This window comes from Paenibacillus sp. YAF4_2 (assembly GCF_052113225.1).
Classification (GTDB): domain Bacteria; phylum Bacillota; class Bacilli; order Paenibacillales; family Paenibacillaceae; genus Pristimantibacillus.
In genome coordinates, this window is sequence record NZ_JBFRCT010000016.1 from 15105 (window position 1) to 37472 (window position 22368).

Genomic DNA, 22368 nt, shown 5'->3' on the forward strand with positions numbered 1-22368 from the left:
GCTTCTGGATGATTATATTAGTGCTCTAAGGGGTCGTTGTCGCGTCATATTTGTGAAGTAAATCATCCTCGATCTCATTAAGCGGCTTGGCTTTCGATAGCGCCAAATCCTGCCGTGCCTTCTCATACAGAACACGACCGGTCAGGCCTTCCGTTTTCTCCCGCTCGACTAGCCGGATTACTGCATAGCCATCCTCGACCTTAATGGGACCTGTTGTCTCTCCTGTCTGGAGCCGGCTTGCTTCATCCAGCAGATCAGCATCATAGAAAGGATCATCCGAATCGATAAGACCCAGATCGCCGCCGGAATCAGACGTGTTGCTATCCATTGAGTAAGTGCTTGCTAGCTCATCAAATGAGGCACCATCTGATAAAAGATCCAGCACATCACTCGCCTCTTGCGCTGTGTCCGTCACAATCCACTGCAGATGCAGCCTAAGCCGATCAGCAAATTGCCTTGGATTCGCTGCTATGTAATTCTCAATCTCCACCTCGGTCAAATCGACCGTTAATACAGCGATTTTCTCCAGCAGCAAGCGGTATCTGACATCTTCCCGTACATCATTCTTCGACATGCCAAGCTGTTCCTTCATCACGTTATAAAAAACATCTTCGCTATCGTACCCTTCGATCATCGAAGCCAGCTCCCGCTCCTCTTCTTCAGAGGATACACTTAGCCGCTTCGCTTCTGCTTCTAAATCAATCGCTTTGTGAACCATCATCGTTCGAAGTACGGTGTTCCCGTATTGCTTCTCAAGCTGGCTCTCCAGCTCAGCCGTTGTAATTGGGATGCCTCCTACCGCAGCCGCAATGCCATCGCTTCGCACAGAATCCGAATCATTTGGCGTATCACCCGTCTGTGCCTTTGTCTCCGAATCAGGATCATGCTGCTCAGGATCATCCGAGAACGGAGACAACTTCACAATGACAGCCACGCTTAGGACAATCATACAAATCGCTTGAAGAACGACAACTGCTTTTATTACCCCGTATTTCTTCATTTCCCCAATGCCCCCGCGTTATTGCACAAGCTTTGGCTTTGCCTGATCAATCAGCTGCTTCAGCTGTACAGGGTCAAACGTATAAGCCTCGTTGCAATAATGGCAGACTACCTCTGCCTTGCCATCTTCCTCAATAATCTGCTCCAGCTCCGATACTCCAAGGCTGATCAGCGTCTGCTCCACCCGCTCCTGCGAGCATTTGCACTGGAACTTCAAATCCAGCGAATCATGGATGTGCAGCTCATCACCTACAAGCCGGCGCAGTATTCCTTCTGGTGTCTCTCCTTGTTCAAGCAGCTTTGTCACATGCGGCATCGAACCAACAGCCTGCTCGAGACGAGTAATCTCCTCATCCGTTAGTCCCGGCAGGATCTGTACAATAAATCCACCGGAATGAATAACACTGCCGTCTGCTTCCACAAGCACACCAAGTCCAACTGCGGAAGGCGTCTGCTCCGATACGGCAAAATAATAGGTGAAATCTTCAGCCAGCTCACCCGAAACGATCGGCACGCTGCCGAGATAAGGATCCTTAAGACCAAGGTCCTTAATAATATGAAGGTATCCATTACGGCCGACGCCGCCAGCGACATCGATCTTCCCGTGCTCATTACTAGGAAGCAGCACATCCGGGTTATCGACATAACCCCGTATTTCACCATGTGCATTAGCGTCAACGACGATTTGACCGATTGGACCGTCACCTTTTACTTTTACAGTCAGCTGCTCTTCACCCTTTAGCATCGCGCCCATAATGGCTGCGGCTGTTGCCGTGCGACCAAATGCGGCCGTTGCTGTCGGCAGCGTCTGATGGCGATGCTGAAGCTCAGATACAAGCTGGGTTGTGCGGGCTGCAAATACGCGAATTTTACCTCCCCACGCCGTACCCCGAACGAGTACGTCTGGTAACTGCTCCATTCCTCTATCCCTCCTGATTCCGTTCATAAATTATGCGTAACCCTTCTAACGTCAGAAGTGGATCAACTTCTTCTATCGTTTCCGATTCCGAACTAATTAACTCTGCTAGTCCGCCTGTTGCGACAACGCGCGGACTTACTTGAAATTCTTTTCGGATTCGGTTGACGATACCATCTACTTGTCCAGCGTATCCGTAGATAATGCCTGCCTGCATCGAAGTAACCGGGTTGCGGCCAATGACACTCTTCGGCTTCACCAGCTCAATACGTGGCAACTTAGCCGCACGCTGATACAGCGCCTCAGTCGAAATGCCGATACCTGGCACAATAGCTCCGCCCAGATAGCTGCCGGATGCATCAATATAATCAAAGGTCGTCGCTGTACCAAAATCAACAACGATAAGCGGCGCGCCATATTTCACAATACCTGCTACCGAGTTTACAATCCGGTCTGCGCCGACCTCACGCGGATTTTCATAACGGATATTAAGACCTGTCTTAATACCAGGACCAACGACTAGTGGTGTCTTGCGCAAATATTTCATACACAGCTGCTCAAGCGCACGCATCAGCGGCGGAACGACCGAGGAAATAATAACGCCTTCGATCTGCTCCATCCGAATACCCGCATAATGGAACAAATTGTGCATGTTCATGCCATACTCATCCACGGTTGCCGAACGGTTCGTGCTAAGCCGCCAATGATGAAGCAGTTCCTTGCCTTTATAGACGCCCAAAACGATGTTCGTATTGCCGACGTCGATAACTAAAATCACGTAGGAGCGCCCCCTTTTTTCGCATTCAAATCAAGACTTATATCAAGTGCGTTGAACGAGTAGGTTAATCCCCCAACGGAAATAACGTCTACACCGCAGGCCGCAATCGCACGAACGGTATCCAGCCTCACATTACCCGATGCTTCAACGATAACATGCGGAGAATGGGCTTTTATACGACTCACGGCTTCCGTCATCATCGCAGGGGCCATATTATCGAGCATAATAATATCCGCGCCGCAAGCGAGTGCTTCTTCAATCTGCTCAAAGGATTCAGTTTCTACCTCAATCTTCATTGTATGAGGAATTGCAGCACGCGATGCTTCGACTGCCTGGCGAATGCCACCCGCACCTTTAATATGATTATCTTTAATCATTACGGCGTCATATAAACCAAAGCGATGATTAGCTCCTCCGCCAACACGGACCGCATACTTCTCCAGCATCCGGTGACCTGGCGTTGTTTTGCGTGTATCGACAAGCCGTACCGGCAAGCCCTCAAGCGCTGCAACAAAAGCATTGGTCTTCGTCGCAATACCCGATAGCCGCTGCATCAAATTAAGCGCGAGACGCTCACCAGTCAGTAAACTATGTGTGCTTCCCTCAACAGTAGCAATAACGGTGCCTTTCTCTACATACTCGCCATCGCTGACTTTCGCTTCGAACTGAAGCGACGCATCAACTACTTCGAATACGAGTCGGGCAACTGGAAGGCCGGCAATTATGCCGCTCTCCTTCACATGGATAACGGCAGTTGACTGCGAACCCATCGGAATGGTCGTCGCTGTTGTAATATCGCCGCTGCCGATATCTTCAGCCAGCCAGCCGCGGATTAGCTCGCGCAGGGCGTGATTATAGGTACCGAACGTTGTATCAAACATGAATAATTCGCTCCTCTGTCATTCCTTGCAGCCGGTGCAGAATGGTATGCTTACGCCATACTGCGTCGTTCTTCTCCGGGAAATCCTCCCGGCTATGCGCACCCCGGCTTTCTTCCCGCTGCAGTGCTGATTCAGTTGTTAGAATCGCACAGGTCAGCAGGTTGGCAAATTCGTATTCCTCCCGCTTCGTCAGAACCGATTGGAAGAATGGCAGCTGCCGCTTCAGCTCTTCAAGACCTCTCTCAAGACCTTGAGCGTTACGGCGAAGACCTGCGTATCGAACCATAACCTTCTGCAGCTTGAGCCGCTTCTCTACAACGGCCTGCATCGGCGCACTACTTCGCGGCTGCTCCACTTCGATTACCGGTTTTGTCTCAAGCTCCGAGAGCTTGATAATGCTGTCAACAATGCGTTTGCCAAATACGATTGCTTCAGATAATGAATTGCTTGCAAGACGGTTCGCTCCATGTACGCCGGTAGACGATACTTCCCCACATGCAAACAGCCTTCTTATATTGGTTTCCCCGTTTAAATCGGTTTTGACTCCACCCATCATATAATGGGCAGCAGGTGCAACTGGAATCCAGTCTGTTGTCAGGTCCAGTCCATACTGCAGACAGAACTCATAGATATTCGGGAAACGATGCTTCACCATATCTGCCGATTCATGCGTCACATCGAGATACACGAACGTCGACTTTGTCTCTTCCATTTCACTGACAATAGCGCGTGCGACAACATCACGAGGTGCAAGCTCAAGCTGAGCATGATAACGATCCATGAAACGCTCGCCCCGAATATTACGCAGAATCGCACCTTCGCCCCGAACTGCCTCGGAGATGAGGAAGCGTGGTGCACCCGGATAACAAAGGGAAGTCGGATGGAATTGAACAAATTCCATATCTTGAATGAGCGCACCTGCACGGTAAGCCATAGCAACACCATCTCCGGTTGCTACATCCGGATTAGTCGTATAACGATACAGCTGACCTGTTCCACCGGAACACAAGATGGTTGCTTTGCCCCGCACGTATAGACGCTGCCCGTCCGGCTTCTGAACGATCGCCCCACAGCATTCGCCATCCTGTGTCACGAGGTCGATGACAAAATGATCATCCCACACGTCAATGCCTGGATCCTCTGTTGCTTTTTCCGACAAAGCGCGTACGATTTCAAAGCCTGTTGCGTCTCCGTTCGCATGAAGAATACGACGCTGGCTATGCGCCCCTTCCTTGGTAAGCGCAAATTCACCGTTCTCAAGGTCGAACTGTGTACCCATGCTGATGAGATTGCTGACGCCTCCTGGACCTTCATGGACAAGGACATTAACCGCATCTTCTGAGCAAAGACCTGCGCCTGCAATAAGCGTATCCTCGCGGTGATAGGCCGGTGAATCGTCATCCGAAATAACCGCAGCGATACCCCCTTGAGCGTAACGCGTATTGCTGTCGAGCAAAGATTTTTTCGTAATCATTAAGACCGAATGGTTCTTCTCACTTGCCAATAATGCGGTAAAAAGACCGGCAATGCCGGCCCCGATCACAAGTACGTCCTTCTCTATAACTGGCAAGTCCTCTAACGACAGGTCAACGAGGTATCTTGGTATCATATTAATAATGCGCCTCCAAGCATAGGAGTAGCGCATGCTCCTCCTATTTAACGAGTAACATGCGCTCCAGGGACTTACGGGCTTGCTCCGCAACATGCTCTGGAACGTAGATTTGAGGCTGCATGGTTTCGAGACATTTCACCAGCTTCTTCAAGTTGTTCACTTTCATGTTCGGACAAACCAAATATTTGGATGCAAAATGGAATGTTTTGTTCGGGCTGTCCAGACGAAGCTGGTAACCAGTACCATCTTCTGTACCAACGATAAACTCCTGACAATCCGATTCCTTGCAATATTTAAGAATAGCTGTCGTGCTGCCGACAAAATCGCCAAGCTCCACAACCTCAGGACGGCATTCCGGATGCACAACGAATTGCGCGTTCGGGTATTTCGCCTTCATTTCCTCAACGTCTTTCACCGTCAGCATATCATGCGTGTTGCAGTAGCCTTCCCAGATAATCATCTTTTTGTCTGTATTCTGCTGCACGTAGTGGCCCAGGTTTTTGTCCGGTACCCAGATCACTTCATCGCCTTCTACCGAGTTTACCACTTTAACGGCATTCGCTGATGTACAGCAAATATCCGTCTCTGCTTTAATGTCTGCGGAAGAATTGATATAAGTGACAACGGTTGCGTTAGGATGCTGTGCTTTCAGCTTACGCAAGCCTTCCACGTTAACCATGTCTGCCATCGGGCAGCCGGCACGTTCGTCAGGAATAATAACCGTTTTGTTAGGAGCAAGAATTTTCGCGCTTTCTCCCATAAAATGAACCCCGCAAAAGACGATAACATCCGCATCAGTCTCTGCAGCCTTCTGAGCGAGCAAGAAAGAATCCCCGCGGAAATCCGCAACCTCTTGAATTTCATCCCGTTGATAGTAATGAGCCAGAATAATTGCATTTCGTTCTTTCTTTAATTGCATGAGCCGTTCACGCAGTTCACGATTCTGTTCCGCCTTGCGTTCCAGCGCCAGCGCTTCCACAGTTGATCCTCTCCTCTTATGAGGGATGGGTGGTGAGTCCCATTCCGATTAATGGCTTACCGACTTTGTGAATTGATGCACAAACTCAGTCAAGTCAATGGCTTAAATGTGATTGATTTGTTAAGGTTTAATTTACTCCACGTGCAGGATGCTGTCAATGCATTAAATAAGAAAAAGCCCTCTTCTCCGCCTGCGAATTTCGCATAAGGACAGAGAAGAGGACTTAGCGTAAAAAACACGAACTTCCTTACCTTTTTGCTGGATCGTACGGTTCACCAAGCGCACTAGGTGCTGACGAACGTCCCACTGCCCCTGCCAAAACAATAAGGGTCAGTAAATACGGCAGCATATAGAAGAACTCATTCGGAATATGATGCGACCACTCGAACAACTGCGCCCAGTTCCGAAGTGCCTGCGCCATCCCGAAGAAGATCGCCGCACCGGCAACACCAAGCGGATTCCATTTGCCGAAAATAACAGCCGCTATCGCAATAAAGCCTTGTCCGGAAATCGTGTTATGAGCAAAGTTGCTTGTTGTCGTGAGCGCGATTGTTGCGCCACCGAGACCAGCTAAAGCGCCGCTCAGCATAACGCCGATATAGCGGTATTTGGTTACGCTGATGCCAACCGTATCCGCCGAGCTTGGATGCTCACCTACAGCACGCAGACGAAGGCCGAAGGTCGTACGGTACAGCACGAAGTAGCTGAGAATAACAACGCCAATCACAATATAAGTTGTTGGATATGCGGTGAAGATCCCTTTACCCAGTAATGGAATATCGGAGAGACCTGGTATAGCAACCGGATTAAATACGTACTCCAGTGTTGGAGTCTGTCCGGAGCCTTCGTACAAGTTCTTGGTCAGATAAATGGCGAGCCCTGCTGCCAAGATATTAATAACGACCCCAACAATGGTCTGATCTGCACGGAACGTAATCGTTGCTACAGCATGCAGCAGTGAGACTATTACGCCAAAGACTAGACCGGCAAGCAATCCAAGCCAAGGAGCACCATGCTTCATGCCGCCCTGAATGGCTTGGTCAGTGATAACTGCAGCAGCGAAAGCGCCTGAAATCATAAGTCCTTCAAGACCGATGTTAATGACACCCGATCGCTCTGAGAAGAGTCCACCAAGGCCGGTGAAGATAAGCGCTGTCGAGAAGACTAGCGTAATGCTTATTAATTGACCAATTGTATCTAATGCGTTCATCGTGCACCGCCTCCTTCCGATTTGCCCTTATTCGAACGGCGAATCATAAATGGTTTAAGGAAGAATTTCACCAAACCATGCGAAGCGACGAAGAAGATAATCGAACCAATAACGATACGAACAATCTCAGGCGGTACATTTGCACCAAAGCTCATACCCGCCGAACCATAGCTTAATCCGCCGAACAGAACAGCACCAAGGAATACGCCAATTGGTGTATTGCCGCCAAGAAGTGCTACAGCGATACCGTCAAACCCATACCCCCATGATGCAGCCATTACCGTCTGGTAGCCGAACACGCCTAGAATTTCAAAGACGCCTCCAAGACCGGCGAACACGCCGCTGATAAACATCGAAGTGATGATTGTACGGTTAACGTTCATACCGGCATACAGCGCAGCGTTCGGGTTGAGACCCACTGCACGAAGCTCATAACCTTTTTTCGTACGCCACAAGATCACATAAAAGACGATTAAGCCAATAATCGCAAATAATGTACCCCAATGCATACGGGCATTACCCATACTTTCGGACAACCATTTGATCGATACAAGCGCTGATTCATGAATTGGCTTCGATTTCTGCTGCCCTTCCATAACGAGATATGTACCCACGATATAGTTAGAGAGGAAAAGCGCAATCCAGTTCAGCATAATCGAGGAAATAACCTCATTTACACCACGTGCAGCTTTCAAATAACCGGAGAGCGCCGCCCACAGGCCGCCAAACAGACCACCAACAATAATCGCAAGAGGTGCATGGAGGTACCATGGCAAATCAAGCGTAACACCAACGATCGTTGCTCCTGTCATGCCCATCATAAATTGGCCTTCTGCCCCGATATTGAAGAGGCCCGTACGGAAAGCAAATGCTACTGCAATCCCTGTAAAAATAAGTGGTGTGATGGCACGAATCGCTTCACCGATGTCGTAAGGGCTGCCAAACAGCTTCTTCACGAGAGAGGAGTAAGCTAGAATCGGATCATATCCACCGGCGAGCATCGCAAGCCCGCCACAAATGAGACCTAGAATGATTGCGACAAGCGGCACCAGAAAGGATGACTTGTCGAATATTTTTCTCATCGTATTCATATCGTACTACCCCCTCCCTTCTGCTGTAGCAGCTGCTGCTGCATCACCAGCCATCATCAGGCCAAGCTGTTGATCATCACGATGATCAGCATCCACTTCACCCATTAAGCGGCCTTCGTACATAACGGCAATTCGGTCCGACAAGGAGTACAGCTCATCCAGCTCAAACGAAATAAGCAGAATAGCTTTTCCTTGATTACGTGCTTCAATGAGCCGTTTATGTACGTACTCGATTGCACCAATATCAAGCCCCCGTGTAGGCTGTACAGCAATTAAGAGATCTGGATTTTTCCACAGCTCCCGGGCGATAATCGCCTTCTGCTGGTTACCGCCGGACAAAGAACGGGCTTTCGCATGAATACCTGAACCACGAACATCAAATTCATTAACAAGTTTATCTGCCAGTACATCCATCGCCTTGAAATCGATGAAGCCGTTCTTGCCGAATTGCGGATCAAAGTAACTGCCGAGAATCATATTCTCGCTTAGTGTAAAATCAAGCACCAGACCATGCTTATGACGATCCTCTGGAATATGGCTTACGCCGGAGAGTGACACTTGGCGAGGCGATCGATTCGTAATATCGCGGCCATTCATATTAACGCTCCCGCCTGACACGCCTCTCATTCCAGTAATCGCATAAACAAGTTCGCTTTGTCCGTTCCCGTCTACACCTGCAATACCTAAAATCTCACCAGCTCGTACATTAAGGCTGATACCATCCAGCACCTGTTTCCCTTGATCACCTTTCATACGAAGTGAATCAATGGACAGCACAACTTCGCCAGGCTCCTGTTTCGATTTCTCGACTTCGAAGGTGACGTCTCTGCCAACCATCAATTCAGCCAAATGCCGTTCATTTGTTTCTGAGGTTGGAAGGGTACGAATGACCTTACCTCTTCGGATAACCGTTACGGTATCCGCAAGCGCCATAACCTCTTTCAACTTATGGGTAATGAGAATGATTGATTTGCCTTCAGCCGACAAGTTGCGCAAAATTTGAATAAGCTCTTCAATTTCCTGTACCGTCAGCACCGCTGTAGGCTCGTCAAAGATCAGAATATCTGCACCGCGGTACAAGGTTTTTAGAATCTCGACCCGTTGCTGCATGCCCACCGTAATATCTTTAATCCGCACCTGCGGCTCTACTTTCAATCCATAACGTTCGGAGAGCTCCCGAACTTTTACATTTGCTTTTTTATATTTTAAAAATCCAAACTTAGACGGTTCGTTGCCAAGCACGATATTTTCCGCTACCGTAAACGGCTGTACAAGCTTGAAATGCTGATGGACCATGCCGATCCCAAGTTCAATTGCCTTACCCGCTCCGTCAATAACGGTTTTGTTGCCATTTACCCAAATCTCGCCTTCTTCCGGCTGATACAAGCCAAACAGAATATTCATCAGCGTCGATTTACCCGCGCCATTCTCGCCAAGCAGAGCATGAATCTCGCCTTTTTTCAGTTCAAAATTGATGTTGTCATTGGCTACTAATCCTGGAAAACGCTTCGTAATCCCTTTTAGTTCAACAGCCGTTGTGCTCCGGTCCATACCTTCATCATCCCCCCGGTTTTCTACCTCTATGGCAAAAAAGGACAAGACCGGCTGGAGCCGGCCTTGCCTTGAGACAGCGACATCAAATAATTTTCATCTGAAAATTATTCAGTAGGCACTTTAATCTCGCCGCTGATGATTTTTTGTTTGTACTCTTCAACTTTTGCAAGTACATCAGCTGGTACGTTTTTCGTTGAAGTATCTGGCAAGCCTACGCCGTTGTCTTTCAGACCAAGCGTAACGACTTGACCGCCTTGCCAATTACCATCGATTAGGTCTTTCGATACTTTATATACTGCAGCTTCTACACCTTTCATCATCGAAGTCAGTGTAATTGCGTCACCGAATTCAAGCGATTGGTCTTTGTCTACGCCGATTACCCACACGTCTTTACCAGCATCTTTACGAGTCTTCGCTTCATTGAACACACCGTTACCGGATGCGCCCGATGCATGGAAGATGATGTCGACGCCAGCGTCATACATCGTTGCAGCCGCTTGTTTACCAAGGTCAGGCTTGGAGAAGTCACCTACATAGTTAATTTTCATGCTTTTCGCAGCTTCAGGGTTAACCGCTTCGATCCCTGCTTTGAAGCCTGCTTCGAATTTTTTAATAACTGGAATTTCCATGCCGCCTACAAAACCGATTTTATTCGTTTTTGTCATCAGACCAGCAACTACACCAACGAGGAAGGAACCTTCGTTCTCTGCGAACGCAACCGATTCAACATTTGGCAGTGCTTCTGTTGGCGTTGCATCAATTAGTCCGAACTTGGAATCTGGGTTTTCCTTTGCTACCTTAGTCATCGCATCCGAGAAGAGGAAACCAATGCCCCAAGTCAGATCATATTTCTCAGATACGAACGCTCTCAGGTTAGGCTCCATGTCCGCATCGCTTTTACTTTCAAGATATTTACTCTCTGCGCCGGTATCAGCTGTTACTTTCTTCAGAGCTTCCCATGCGCTTTGGTTAAAGGATTTGTCATTTACGCCGCCAACATCTGTTGCCATACCGATCTTCAGCTTGGAAGCCGGGGCTTTAGAAGTGTCCGGGGATGCAGTCTCTGCATTGCCGCCTGTGTTTGTATTGTTACTGTTCTCGTTCTTGTTACCACATGCGGACAAGACTACTGTCAGCGCCAGGATAATCATAAGCATTAAACTAACTTGTTTCTTCATTCCTGTTCTCTCCCCTGCCTTTTATTTGTTAAGGGCATCGCACTATCCTTATTATTCTTGATGTCCACCGCCACTATTCTCCTAATTATAATTACAATCTAACAGCCGTCAATCATATTATGTCAACTAATTTAACACAGAAATTATGTTCACAAATTATTGTCCCAGTTATGTAACATTTGTGCGAGTTTTGTTCGGAATATTCGCACAAATAACTCACACAAAACCCATTCACCTGCTTGTTATTACCCCTTAAATCCGAACGTTTAAACATTTAACGTACAAAAAACAGCTGCCCTTCGCTTGCAATTAGCAAACATAGGACAGCTGTTCTGTCTTAAGATCCTTTATTCGGATCTTCGTCGTCTGGTTTTTGTTCGTTCAGATCAGGAGGTGTAATCTCGCCCGCATCACGGGTTTGAATACGAACCTTCACGCCGCCGATCGTATCCACGATAGGTTCGGAAGAAGATTCAGCCGCGGCGTTACCTTCTCCAGAAGGCTCATCTCCGCCAACGATCTCGCCGGATTCGATCAAATTCTTGATTTGCTCAAGCTCAAGTGTTTCTTCTTTAAGCAGCGTTTGAGCAATCAAATGTACTTCTCTGCTCTTCTCAGTCAACAACTGCTTCGCACGAGTGTAGCAATCATTGATAAAGTTTTGCATTTCTTGGTCAATCTCATAAGCGATCTTATCCGAATAGTTCTGTTCATGACCAAGATCACGACCCAAGAATACTTGGCCTTGCGTTTGGCCAAACTGCATCGGACCAAGCTTATCACTCATACCGTATTCCATAATCATACTGCGTACGATGCCGGTAGCTTGCTTGAAGTCGCTATAAGCGCCGGTACCAATCTCGCCGATAAACAACTCTTCTGCAACACGTCCGCCAAGCAGGCCCGTTACTTTATCAAGAAGCTCTTGCTTCGTTACGAGCATACGATCTTCCTTCGGAAGCATAATGACATAACCGCCAGCGCGTCCGCGTGGAATAATCGTAACTTTATGAACCATGTCGGCATGCTCCAGGAAGTAGCCAACAATGGTATGACCTGCTTCGTGGTACGCGACGATACGTTTCTCGCGGTCACTGATGACACGGCTCTTCTTCTCCGTACCAACAATAACGCGGTCAATCGCTTCATCAACTTCACGCATGGCGATATCTTTCTTATTGCGGCGGGCCGCAAGGAGGGCTGCTTCGTTCAGCAAGTTCTCCAGATCCGCACCAGTAAAGCCAGTCGTACGCTTCGCAATAACATCCAGCTTAACATCATTATTAAGCGGCTTGTTGCGAGCATGTACTTTAAGTACGGCTTCACGGCCTTTTACATCTGGGCGGTCAACCGTGATTTGACGGTCGAAACGTCCTGGACGAAGAAGTGCCGGGTCAAGAATATCCGGACGGTTCGTCGCTGCGACGATAATAATGCCTTCGTTCGCACCAAAGCCATCCATCTCAACGAGCAATTGATTGAGCGTTTGCTCACGCTCGTCATGGCCGCCGCCAAGACCGGCGCCACGTTGACGACCAACTGCGTCAATCTCATCAATAAAGATGATACATGGTGCATTTTTCTTCGCATTCTCGAACAAGTCACGGACACGGGATGCGCCGACACCGACGAACATTTCGACGAAGTCCGAACCGGAGATACTGAAGAATGGAACGCCAGCCTCGCCTGCTACAGCGCGGGCAAGAAGCGTTTTACCAGTACCCGGAGGACCTACAAGCAATACGCCCTTCGGAATACGTGCGCCAACCATGTTAAACTTGCGAGGATCCTTCAGGAAGTCAACGACTTCGACAAGCTCTTGCTTCTCTTCGTCGGCACCTGCCACATCCTCAAACGTGATGCGCTTCTTCTCTTCGTTGTACAGCCTTGCACGGCTTTTGCCAAAGTTCATCACTTTGCCGCCGCCGCCCTGAGCTTGATTCATCAGGAAGAAGAACAAAATAAATATGATCACAAACGGAATAATGGAAGTAAGGAACGTAAGCCAGATGCTAGGTGTATCCATTGGCTTATAGTTAAGCTTAAATCCGTATTGTTTCTCTGCGGCGAGAATATCTTCGCCAGCTTCCAAACCTACCCTCGATGAGAACTGTTTCTCCCCGTTCTTCGAGTCTGCAGGCGGCTCTTTATATTTACCGGAAACCAAGTAAGTATAACCATCGTACTTCACGGTCAGCTCTTCTACGTTGTTTGAACTGATGGCTTGGCGAAGCTGATCGTATCGAATTCCGACGGTAGTATTATTCTGGCTGCTGATAAACTGAATAATCCCAACCGTTACTAAAAAGATGATCAAATAAAATCCAGTATTGCGGATGATCCGATTCATCCCCTACCTCCTCTCAAGACGCTTCTAATATTTTAACATAGCATGACTTTCCATCTCAATAGAACCAATATGAGGGGGAGGCATGCCGGCGTAACCGCAAATTCTATTTCTCGTAAACTTCCGGTTTCAGAATGCCAATGAACGGAAGATTGCGGTACTTCTCTGCATAGTCGAGGCCGTAGCCCACAACAAATTCATCCGGCAATGAGAAGCCTGTGTAGTCCGCTTCCAGATCAACCGAACGGCGCGCTGGCTTATCGAACAGTGTTGCAACGGTTACGGACTTGGCATTGCGGCGCTCAAGAACATCAATCAGGTAGCTGAGTGTCAGACCGCTGTCAATAATATCTTCGACGATCAGCACATCACGACCTTCTACAGAAGCATCAAGATCTTTAATAATCTTGACGACACCAGATGATTTGGTCGAAGCTCCATAGCTCGATACGGCCATAAAGTCGATCTCAAGTTTAATCGGCATCTCTTTAACCAGGTCGGACATGAATATGAATGCACCTTTGAGGACGCAAATAACGAGCGGATTACGCCCATCGAAGTCACGGCTAAGTGTCTCGCCGAGTTCCTTCACTTTCGCCCTAATTTGTCCTTCGTCATAGAGTACCTCTTTAATATCGTTCAACAAAATGTAAATCCTCCTATATCTTTCACATTATAATTATGAATACAGCAGTGCTTCTTATTCGTTCTCTATTCGAATGAACAGGAAGTCCGTTGTCTCATGATCGATTAGCGCATGGCTCGAACGTCTGATACCCGGTACCCATAGCAAGCAGTCGTCCGCATCAACCAAAAGCGGATAACGCTCACGCTCGGATGGCGCGATCTTTTCGTCAACGAACATATCTTGCACTTTTTTGGAGCCGTTTAATCCTAAAACTTGAATTCGGTCACCCGGCTTCCGATTACGTACAGTAAGCGGAAAAACCAGACTCGCCGCATCGAAGCAAACCTCGTTTCTGCCTGCCGGCCTAACCGCCTCGCCCCGTTTGAGATGCTTAATAAACAGCGTACGGCCTCCAGCTGTTACCCGCATGTCAGCGGAATCACGGGTAATGACGTGTGCATACGCTTCAGGCATAATCGCCGCAGCAGTATTAAGCACTCGAACCCACCGGATGCTGCTATACTCACGGATGCATCGAACACCCGAGCCTGCATCATACCGCCAGGTACTCGGGGCTGCAGAAGCCGCCGCAAGCCGCATGGTCTCAATCGCATCAAAGGAGCCAATTTCTGCATCCTGCGAAAGATAATTTAATATTAGTTTAATCAATCTTCTTTGTAAAGCGACATGAAGACCTGAGAGCGTACCAGCATCCATCTTGCATTCACCCGGAGTCAGCGATACAAGATCAACGAGCAGCCTCTGCGCTTCATTCTCCATCCATTCGTCTTCCGCCCCTGCTACATCGGCCATTCTCCGGAGCGAATGAGTGAGCTGGGGATTATATTGTGAAAGATACGGTATAACATCAAGCCGAACGACATTACGAAAATAATATTTCTCATTGTTGCTGCTGTCGAGGCAATACGGAATATCCTGCTCCGTACAATAGCGTACAATGTCTGACTTGTTCATACGAAGTAATGGACGTATAAGTTCCACGTTTTTTTCAGTCCGTTTGGCAGCCATACCTGCAAGACCTGTTAAACCTGCTCCGCGGATGATATGCATCAGCACCGTCTCCGCTTGATCATCGGCATGATGCGCCAGCGCGACAGCCGAAGCTTTATACTTAGCTGCTATGTCATGCAGGAAGGCATAACGCTTCTCACGTGACGCGGACGAGGCGTTCATCCCGGTTTCTTCTATGTAAGCCGGCATATCAAGCTCAATCATCTCGAAGGATACGCCAAGTTTCGCTGCATATTGGCGTACAATCTCCGCCTCATGCCGCGATTCTGCCTTCCGGAAGCCGTGATTTACATGGGCAGCTATGATCGTGAGTTCATCTTGCTGCGCTGCTGCGCATAGCAGATGAAGCAAAGCCATAGAATCGGGACCGCCGGATACGGCAGCCACGATTCGGTCGCCTTTCGACCATAGCTGTTCAGTCGCTGCATACCTCAACATGTCAAGCAGCAGCTTATGGTCCCCCATTTCCATCGCTTATGTATCTCCCCGTCCCTATATTTTAAATCTAATACCGAACTTCCTTTATATACCCCCGCGAAGCAGCCAGTAAACCGAGATCCCCAGCACTACCGCGGATACAGCTGCAAGTCCCTTTAGCCACCCTGGTGTCTTCGGGCTGATTCGCGTGTCTCTGCGGTGCAGCAGTCTCCGCCACGCTTCAGCCCCTTCAGCCGCATCGTAGAACCTTCCCGCCATCGCTTGCTTTAACCAGCCAGCCACTGGGGCCAGTCCTTTACACTCGCTAATAAGACGCTCTAGCTCCTCAGTCGAACGGGTCTGCGGCAGCCCTGCTGTCAGCGCCTGCAGCTTCTTAGGCTCATGAAGCATAATACAGAGTACTGCAAAAGAAAAGAGATCGTATCTGGCATCTGCCGAACGAGAGCCCGAGTTCCAATAACCCCGGTCATAAATCTCGGTAAATTGCCTTATCCCTTTACCCATCGCGGTGACACCACCGTAATCCACCAGCTCGACATACCCGTAATCGGCGGTCAGTACATTATCAATCTTCAAATCGCCGAATACCCAACCCTTACGGTGCAGCTCAGCAAGCTTGCCAAGCAGGTTCAGACCAATGAGCGGAAACCACTCCGGCCCATTTTTCGTCAAAAATTCAGAAATCGTTACTCCACGTACGTACCTCATAATATAGAAAGGATATTCTTTGCCGTCCGGCCCGAGGAGATCGTCAACATCATAGAGATAGGTCAACTTCCGATCTTGCTTCTCGAGCGCCTGCAGTACATTAATCTCTGACTGCAGATCAACCGCATCCATTCCTACCTTCAGTGCGCACCAGCCGCGGTCAGCATGAACGAGATAAACTTTGCCGTTCGCTCCCTCTCCAAGCAGCCGCTCGACACGATAACGGGCATTCTTCCACTTTCCCGTCACAACCGTACCGCGGCGGAGACTCAACTTAAACGACGTAGTCACTCATCATCCCATCCGTTTCATCGTCATTGCTCTTCTTACCATAATCCCCCTGCCGGTAAAAATCAATGACCTGCATAATCGCCGGGCCAGTTGGTGTCGTGCCGCTCATCGGCAATTTTGTAAATATGGAAGAAATACCTTTCAAATTATCGGTCCAGCTCAGGTCAAGCTTACAGTCTTCTCCATACTTCGTGCTTGGAAAATGAAATACGGCAATCTCGCTATGGCCTTGACGTGCCTGCATACTTAACATTAAGTCATGGATCGCTTCTTCCACTGCGCGAAGCTTTGGCTTCATGCTTGCACTTGCATCAATTAGCAGGGCAACCTGCAGCTTCGACGTCTCCCCAAGCTCATCAATGACCCGAACAACCTCACTGCGCTTCTCCGGCGGCAGTGCCTCGATGGAGCCGTTGCCAAGCACCTGCTTCAACTCCTTCTGCACTGCCAGCTGTATCGTTTGCACAGCGGTTTTCCGCGTCATCATCTGAACCGTTTGCGACAGCTGTCGTGTATTTACAAGCCTGCTGAGGCCACCTCCGGCACGGGCGACTTCCTCGATTTCTGCCGCTCCAAGCTCTCCTACATCACCGTAATCCAAGATACCTACGACATTCACGGCAATTCCTTCGGCCTTGGCATGCGCAGCCGCAACAACCGGACTCATGCCGACATTCGAGCAGCCGTCGGTCACTAGCAAAATTTGCTTCATCTTTATTGCCTCCTCTTCAAAACAGCATAACCTCTCTATCAGTTTTGCCTTTTGAAGCGAGGGATAAACCGCTAGAATGCCCTATTTCCCGAGAAATTATGCTGCAGCTCTAGTGAATGGACAAAGAAGGGACTCTAGTAAAGCAGCAAAAAGGCTCCTTGGCCAAAGCGCAGTCTGCTGCGCTTCAGCCTAAGAGCCTGCATTCGCCCATCTCCCATGTACCCCCTTTAACTAACCGTACGAGGTCGTTCCAGCCGGGTAAGCCCAGGCCAGCGGAAGGACGCCCATTCCGGCAAATGTTTATCGATCCGTGCCACAAGCACCGTCATATCATCATTTATATCCCCTTCATGGTGCCTTACGACGGTTTCAAGCAGAGCATCCGCCATCTCCTGCGGGTCATCTGTCTTCAGCTCCTGAAGGATCCGCTTCATCCACATCTCCTTATTAACCGCATGACCAGGCGCGTCATAAATACCGTCACTCATCATGACAATCGTATCACCAGGCTGCAGCGGCATAGAGATCAGATCGAAATCAATGTCCTGTAAAATACCAACCGGCAAATTATTCGCCGATACTGGAATCACTTCGCTTCCCCGTTTAATAAAGCTTGGCGTTGAGCCAATCTTCATAAAGGTTGTCTTCGCCGTGTACAGATCAATCATGGCTAGATCAATCGTCGCGAACACTTCATCTGGCGACCTGAGCAGCAGAATGGAGTTCACAGATTTAATCGCCAGCTTCTCATCCATCCCGGACTTCAGCAGCTGCTGCAAAATCGACAGCGCCGCGCTGCTTTCCTGCCGCGCCCGCTCCCCATTACCCATTCCATCACTGATCGCCACAGCGAACTTGCCGTTGCCAAGCTCGACCATGCTGAAGCTGTCTCCCGACAGCAAGTCTCCGCCCTTCGCTGCCCCGGCTATGCCTGTCTCCACCTCAAACTCCTTGGCTGATCCGAACACAACAAGTGTCGGCTCCCCATTCTTCTCAGGTGGTCTCTCCGACTTAACGGCCACATGCTCGCCAAGAATATCGGATAAGAGCGGAGCAATAATTTTACGGCATTCGTTATGACCCCTGCTGAAATGATGATACAATTCGATTTCGACATTCCCCTCTTCCAAATTAATGACTTCAAGCTCCTGAATCGATAATCCCAGTCCCTCCAATGCTTCTCTAATCTGTTCTTCCTGCAAATGAAGCGTTTGTCCCTCCCTTTTAATTTCGTGTGCCAAATCCTCCATGACCTGTGACACGCCCGATAATTGATCCGCGACAAGCTGCCTGGAATCGAATATTTGCTTCTTCCAGTGCATATCATTCTTATAAAGCTCGTACTCCTGCTCTATAATGCCAAGCACCTGTGCTGGCTTAGAGCAGTGAGAAGCCCATGTGCGAGGCATATTATGCGTAGGTACGCGGTCCTCCTCCACCGCTGAGATCATATCCTTCATCATTTGATAGGTTTGATAGTACTTGCCCTCCCAGCAAGCTCGGTTCCGGTGGCAGCCTTCACAGCTTCGCGCAGATACTGCCTGCATAAAATGATTAACTTCCTCCTCCTTCTTCACCGGCACAGCTGCTCCGTTCAGCTGTCCGAAGCTGCGGGAAAGCTGGCGGAATACTTCTGAATATTGTGAGACCCGCTCCGCTGTTACGTCGCGCACTCGTTTGGCATACTCATGCTGCGACTTGGCATGCTCGTTTGTGCCAGGCACATAACGGGCAATGGTTCGAATCATAATTTTTGGGGTAAGCATAAGCAATACAGCTGCTGCCACAGACTCCCAGGTCGAGGTCATCACATCCGAACCGCTGCCGACATAGACGGCAAGGATCGAGGTGCCAAGCAGCATACCGAAGGCAACGGCGGCTTTGCCGCCTTCCCTCAATAGTCCAGCGAGCAGCCCGGCGAAAGCGAGCAGACTCATCTGCACAACCGCATTAAAGTCGGCGAGGCTCAATATAAGACCCGCCACTACGCCTACACAGGCGCCTAGCGGTGCCCCTCCTGCCAGTGCAAATAGCAGCAGCAAGAATCGCGACATAATATGTTCAACGGAAAGACCGTATATTTGCCAGCCTACCGCCCCGGTCATGACGGAGGCAAGCAGAATCATAAGACATATAATTTCCTCATTCTTAAGGGATGCGGTCTTCTTCGACATAGTCAACACTGGTATCGCTTGTATAAAGACAAGCGTAAGCACGAAGCTGAGCGCCGCTTCCACTACAACCATCATAAAGTTATACCAATTCATCACATCTCCTATGAAGAGTCCAAATAGCTGCACAACCAGGGTGGAGATAAAGACGAGTAAGGGTGCGGTCCCAAGCTCCGCTTTTTCGTATGCCTCCAGACCTTTAAATAATAGAAATAGAACGGCCAGCTCCATCCCGATCCATAAGGGTGCTGGCGTAACGGCGAACCAACTCCCGGCAATAAGGGATGCTGCCGTCCAGCCGAAGGCATCCTTGCGCAAGAAGTAGATAACCGCGAAGTACGCGGCAGCAAAGGGCATGAGCGATTCCAGAATGACAGCTCGTCCAAGTAGAAAGCCCAGCGCGACAAGCATAATGGTCCACTTCTTCGCAAGAACGAGCTGGACAGCCCTTCGTGATGATAACCACCCACGCCCCTTATCCATTATGGTACTTCCCCATCCCATTTGTTGCTCTCCTGCAGGAAACATAATCACATTTTCTTTCTTCATCTCGAACACCACCTATTCTGGTTTATTGTGTTTCCAATTATAGGAGCATGTCCGTATGAAGTTTGTCAGTTTACCGTGGGCGTGCAAAAGTTTTTTCCGACAAAGTAAAATCCAACGCCCACAAATTGTCAACGCTTTCAAAACCGCGCCAGAACTGGCTTTAAACGTGACACGAGACTATTGGCACATAAGACACTTCAACAAAAAACGTCGCGCCCTGCCTTTTGCTGCCTGCAAATCTTTGTTTTCTGCTGTCGGGATTGCTAAGAGTATCGGGGAAATAACTATATTTTAAAAAATAAAAAAGCAGAACCGTTTAGGTTCTGCTCTCATATGATTGTATAAAATCCAGCTTAGACTCGTTTAGCACCGCGTCCGCCGCGTTTGCCTTCGGTATTTTTCTTCAGGGAGGAAATCCGTTCTTCGCTATCCTTCAGGAAGCGAGACATTTTATCCTCGAATGACGGTTTGTTGTAAGACGGTCTGCCAGCTGACTGCTTGTTGAATGGACGTCCACCACGGTCTTGACCACCGCCGCCGCCGCCTCCACGGTTAAAACCTCCACCACCGCCTCCACTTGGGCGTGGCTCGCGTTGTGGTGGTGCTTGGCCTTCAGGCCGGTCAACTGCCTGTTTAATGGAAAGTCCGATCTTGCCGTCTTTATCAACGTTGATCACTTTGACTTTAACAACATCGTCAATTTTCAGGTGATCCTTCACGTCTTTGACGTAGTTGTCGGCAATTTCCGAGATGTGAACGAGCCCTGTGACACCCCCGGACAAATCGACGAATGCTCCGAAATGCGTAATGCCTGTCACTTTGCCTTCTAACTTGGCCCCTACTTCAATTGCCATAAAATAAAATGTTCCTCCCTAAGCTAAATAGCGTTACTATCGTGATTATAACTTAATCGTCAAAGCAAGGTCAACAGACGTTCACCCGTTGTTGCGTCTATTTAATGACCTGGATCTGTTGTTCACCAGGAGTTACCATTCCTTGGTCTTTGGTTGCGAGTTGTCTAATATATTCCGGATCATTAAGTCTATCAATCTGTTGCTGGAGGACTTTGGATTTCTGAGTGGAATCATCTACCTGATTCTTGATCTCCGTCAGCTGCACCTGTGTTGCGCGTGCATCCTTCATTTGTCCAAGGAATGTATACGCCGCCCAGCACAAAAATAGAGTGATGAACATCGCCCATATCCGCAAACGGCGTTTGGAGCCGGCGTTCCCTGTCGATTGATTGGCTGTGGCAGTCRTCATAACGGTTTAACCTCCTAAAATGAATAATCACCCAAATGGCCATTGTGAAGCCAATGTGATGATTCATGCTTCGAAAGCATAGGCTTCGTTAAAATAAGCGTCTCCAAAGCTTAATGACGCTCGATGTAATCTTGTCCCATCTTTCTTTAAGGTTCAGCTTTGCTGCATGTGGTCCAAGCCATCGCCATAGTAGACGAGTAAGTGGACTTAGCAAAAATCTGAACAGGAGCCAGAAAGGACGAATCAATTGTAGCACAATTTTTAACAGGAAAATAGTGAGTGCGGTCCCAAATCCAATTAAGACACGAATAAATCGGTATAGAAGAATGATTGGCTTTACAATAAGGAGATCAAACGTCTGTATCGAGAACCCAATCATAGCTCGTACCGCATCAATCAGCCATTTTACAATACGAATAACCGGTTTGCTTAACAGCCAGTAATAACTAAGAATCCCAATCAGCATTCCAATAAATACATACGCCCGCACCTCGCCGTAGTTGCTGGCGTAAAGCACTCGGAACACAAGGAGCGATGCGGCCAGCCAGTACACCAAATCGAGTACCGGCAGCGACCAGCGCGGGAAGCGCAGCTCATTCGACACGACCCGATAGCCGTCGAAGATTACGCCTAGTCCGATGCCTGTCAACAGCATCATCCCCATTGTGAAGAACTGTAGGCTTAATGAGGTCACTTGAACAGCTTCCCGAACAAGCCTTTTGTTTTGGTAGAGGCATTGCCGTCCAAGTAGGCGAGCGAATGGACAAGCCCCTCTATCGCAACCAGATTCTGCTCCAGGTTAAGATGCTTAATATGCAGGTTTTGTCCTTTTATCATCAGGAAGCCAAGCTCGGTATCGAGTAGAAACTCTTCGCTGTCGAAGCTTTCCACATTCAATACGCCAGTGATTTCGAGCAGCTTGCGATTCAGCATTTTGACTTCCTGGCGCTTCTGCCCCTTACTTTGTTCTACCATTGACTCGTCCCTCCACTTCGAAAGCATAGCTTGAGACTAGCTTATGGGGGTGGGAC

21 protein-coding genes are annotated in these 22368 nt (G+C 48.8%); 1 reads left to right on the forward strand and 20 read right to left on the reverse strand.

Going from position 1 to position 22368, the window contains the following annotated elements:
• Positions 1-25: 25 nt before the first annotated feature.
• From AB4Y93_RS27050 to spoIIE, 16 genes are all read right to left on the reverse strand, one after another.
• Positions 26-1000: a foldase protein PrsA gene (locus AB4Y93_RS27050; protein ID WP_441896728.1), complete on the reverse strand. Its 975-nt coding sequence runs from the start codon at positions 998-1000 to the stop codon at positions 26-28.
• Between the two features lie 18 nt (positions 1001-1018).
• Positions 1019-1918, reverse strand: a complete 900-nt coding sequence (gene hslO / locus AB4Y93_RS27055) for an Hsp33 family molecular chaperone HslO (RefSeq protein WP_441896730.1) — start codon at positions 1916-1918, stop codon at positions 1019-1021.
• Between the two features lie 4 nt (positions 1919-1922).
• Entirely contained in the window at positions 1923-2693 is a 771-nt protein-coding gene (locus tag AB4Y93_RS27060) for a type III pantothenate kinase (RefSeq protein WP_441896732.1), read from the reverse strand.
• A complete protein-coding gene (nadC, locus tag AB4Y93_RS27065) occupies positions 2690-3574 on the reverse strand; it encodes a carboxylating nicotinate-nucleotide diphosphorylase (RefSeq protein WP_441896734.1) in 885 nt (294 codons plus the stop codon). Before nadC ends, AB4Y93_RS27060 begins: the two co-directional genes overlap by 4 nt.
• On the reverse strand, positions 3567-5183 hold the full coding sequence (gene nadB, locus AB4Y93_RS27070) for an L-aspartate oxidase (RefSeq protein ID WP_441896736.1): 1617 nt from the start codon (positions 5181-5183) through the stop codon (positions 3567-3569). The genes nadC and nadB overlap by 8 nt, the downstream gene beginning before the upstream one ends.
• A 43-nt stretch (positions 5184-5226) precedes the next feature.
• Positions 5227-6165, reverse strand: a complete 939-nt coding sequence (nadA, locus tag AB4Y93_RS27075) for a quinolinate synthase NadA (RefSeq protein ID WP_167282690.1) — start codon at positions 6163-6165, stop codon at positions 5227-5229.
• Positions 6166-6412: 247 nt separating this feature from the next.
• Positions 6413-7375, reverse strand: coding sequence for an ABC transporter permease (locus tag AB4Y93_RS27080; protein ID WP_441896738.1), 963 nt, complete (start codon positions 7373-7375; stop codon positions 6413-6415).
• The gene (locus tag AB4Y93_RS27085; RefSeq protein WP_441896740.1) at positions 7372-8466 is read right to left on the reverse strand and encodes an ABC transporter permease; all 1095 of its coding nucleotides are present in this window, start codon (positions 8464-8466) and stop codon (positions 7372-7374) included. Before AB4Y93_RS27085 ends, AB4Y93_RS27080 begins: the two co-directional genes overlap by 4 nt.
• Positions 8467-8472: 6 nt before the next feature.
• The gene (locus AB4Y93_RS27090; RefSeq protein WP_441896742.1) at positions 8473-10017 is read right to left on the reverse strand and encodes an ABC transporter ATP-binding protein; all 1545 of its coding nucleotides are present in this window, start codon (positions 10015-10017) and stop codon (positions 8473-8475) included.
• Positions 10018-10124: 107 nt separating this feature from the next.
• Positions 10125-11198, reverse strand: coding sequence for a BMP family lipoprotein (locus tag AB4Y93_RS27095; RefSeq protein WP_441896744.1), 1074 nt, complete (start codon positions 11196-11198; stop codon positions 10125-10127).
• A gap of 337 nt (positions 11199-11535) precedes the next feature.
• Positions 11536-13548: an ATP-dependent zinc metalloprotease FtsH gene (ftsH, locus tag AB4Y93_RS27100; protein WP_441896746.1), complete on the reverse strand. Its 2013-nt coding sequence runs from the start codon at positions 13546-13548 to the stop codon at positions 11536-11538.
• A 103-nt stretch (positions 13549-13651) separates the two neighbouring features.
• Positions 13652-14191, reverse strand: coding sequence for a hypoxanthine phosphoribosyltransferase (hpt, locus tag AB4Y93_RS27105; RefSeq protein ID WP_091190571.1), 540 nt, complete (start codon positions 14189-14191; stop codon positions 13652-13654).
• A 54-nt stretch (positions 14192-14245) separates the two neighbouring features.
• Positions 14246-15676, reverse strand: coding sequence for a tRNA lysidine(34) synthetase TilS (gene tilS / locus AB4Y93_RS27110; protein WP_441896748.1), 1431 nt, complete (start codon positions 15674-15676; stop codon positions 14246-14248).
• A gap of 51 nt (positions 15677-15727) precedes the next feature.
• Complete coding sequence (locus AB4Y93_RS27115) at positions 15728-16642, reverse strand: protein kinase domain-containing protein (RefSeq protein WP_441896750.1); 915 nt, start codon at positions 16640-16642, stop codon at positions 15728-15730.
• Positions 16626-17354, reverse strand: coding sequence for a hypothetical protein (locus tag AB4Y93_RS27120; protein ID WP_441896752.1), 729 nt, complete (start codon positions 17352-17354; stop codon positions 16626-16628). Before AB4Y93_RS27120 ends, AB4Y93_RS27115 begins: the two co-directional genes overlap by 17 nt.
• Before the next feature lie 227 nt (positions 17355-17581).
• Positions 17582-20074, reverse strand: coding sequence for a stage II sporulation protein E (gene spoIIE, locus AB4Y93_RS27125; RefSeq protein WP_441896753.1), 2493 nt, complete (start codon positions 20072-20074; stop codon positions 17582-17584).
• Between the two features lie 55 nt (positions 20075-20129).
• On the opposite strand from spoIIE, the gene AB4Y93_RS27130 reads away from it, so the two are divergent.
• Entirely contained in the window at positions 20130-20369 is a 240-nt protein-coding gene (locus AB4Y93_RS27130) for a hypothetical protein (RefSeq protein ID WP_441896754.1), read from the forward strand.
• Between the two features lie 58 nt (positions 20370-20427).
• Here the strand turns inward: AB4Y93_RS27130 and AB4Y93_RS27135 are convergent, their stop codons facing one another.
• From AB4Y93_RS27135 to yabP, 4 genes are all read right to left on the reverse strand, one after another.
• On the reverse strand, positions 20428-20928 hold the full coding sequence (locus AB4Y93_RS27135; protein ID WP_167282710.1) for a S1 domain-containing RNA-binding protein: 501 nt from the start codon (positions 20926-20928) through the stop codon (positions 20428-20430).
• 97 nt (positions 20929-21025) lie between these two features.
• Positions 21026-21337 (reverse strand): FtsB family cell division protein, encoded by a 312-nt coding sequence (locus tag AB4Y93_RS27140; protein ID WP_441896756.1) that lies wholly within the window; start codon positions 21335-21337, stop codon positions 21026-21028.
• A gap of 88 nt (positions 21338-21425) precedes the next feature.
• Complete coding sequence (gene yabQ, locus AB4Y93_RS27145; RefSeq protein WP_441896758.1) at positions 21426-22031, reverse strand: spore cortex biosynthesis protein YabQ; 606 nt, start codon at positions 22029-22031, stop codon at positions 21426-21428.
• Positions 22028-22312, reverse strand: a complete 285-nt coding sequence (gene yabP / locus AB4Y93_RS27150; protein ID WP_091190555.1) for a sporulation protein YabP — start codon at positions 22310-22312, stop codon at positions 22028-22030. The genes yabQ and yabP overlap by 4 nt, the downstream gene beginning before the upstream one ends.
• Between the last annotated feature and the right edge of the window lie 56 nt (positions 22313-22368).

What these genes read in the sequence shown, in the direction of transcription:
- AB4Y93_RS27050 (WP_441896728.1), bottom strand. Translation starts at nt 1,000, where the DNA reads ATGAAGAAATACGGGGTAATAAAAGCAGTTGTCGTTCTTCAAGCGATT.
- hslO (WP_441896730.1), bottom strand. Translation starts at nt 1,918, where the DNA reads ATGGAGCAGTTACCAGACGTACTCGTTCGGGGTACGGCGTGGGGAGGT.
- nadC (WP_441896734.1), bottom strand. Translation starts at nt 3,574, where the DNA reads ATGTTTGATACAACGTTCGGTACCTATAATCACGCCCTGCGCGAGCTA.
- nadB (WP_441896736.1), bottom strand. Translation starts at nt 5,183, where the DNA reads ATGATACCAAGATACCTCGTTGACCTGTCGTTAGAGGACTTGCCAGTT.
- AB4Y93_RS27080 (WP_441896738.1), bottom strand. Translation starts at nt 7,375, where the DNA reads ATGAACGCATTAGATACAATTGGTCAATTAATAAGCATTACGCTAGTC.
- AB4Y93_RS27085 (WP_441896740.1), bottom strand. Translation starts at nt 8,466, where the DNA reads ATGAATACGATGAGAAAAATATTCGACAAGTCATCCTTTCTGGTGCCG.
- AB4Y93_RS27090 (WP_441896742.1), bottom strand. Translation starts at nt 10,017, where the DNA reads ATGGACCGGAGCACAACGGCTGTTGAACTAAAAGGGATTACGAAGCGT.
- AB4Y93_RS27095 (WP_441896744.1), bottom strand. Translation starts at nt 11,198, where the DNA reads ATGAAGAAACAAGTTAGTTTAATGCTTATGATTATCCTGGCGCTGACA.
- ftsH (WP_441896746.1), bottom strand. Translation starts at nt 13,548, where the DNA reads ATGAATCGGATCATCCGCAATACTGGATTTTATTTGATCATCTTTTTA.
- tilS (WP_441896748.1), bottom strand. Translation starts at nt 15,676, where the DNA reads ATGGAAATGGGGGACCATAAGCTGCTGCTTGACATGTTGAGGTATGCA.
- AB4Y93_RS27120 (WP_441896752.1), bottom strand. Translation starts at nt 17,354, where the DNA reads ATGAAGCAAATTTTGCTAGTGACCGACGGCTGCTCGAATGTCGGCATG.
- spoIIE (WP_441896753.1), bottom strand. Translation starts at nt 20,074, where the DNA reads ATGAAGAAAGAAAATGTGATTATGTTTCCTGCAGGAGAGCAACAAATG.
- AB4Y93_RS27130 (WP_441896754.1), top strand. Translation starts at nt 20,130, where the DNA reads ATGAAGTTTGTCAGTTTACCGTGGGCGTGCAAAAGTTTTTTCCGACAA.
- AB4Y93_RS27135 (WP_167282710.1), bottom strand. Translation starts at nt 20,928, where the DNA reads ATGGCAATTGAAGTAGGGGCCAAGTTAGAAGGCAAAGTGACAGGCATT.
- yabP (WP_091190555.1), bottom strand. Translation starts at nt 22,312, where the DNA reads ATGGTAGAACAAAGTAAGGGGCAGAAGCGCCAGGAAGTCAAAATGCTG.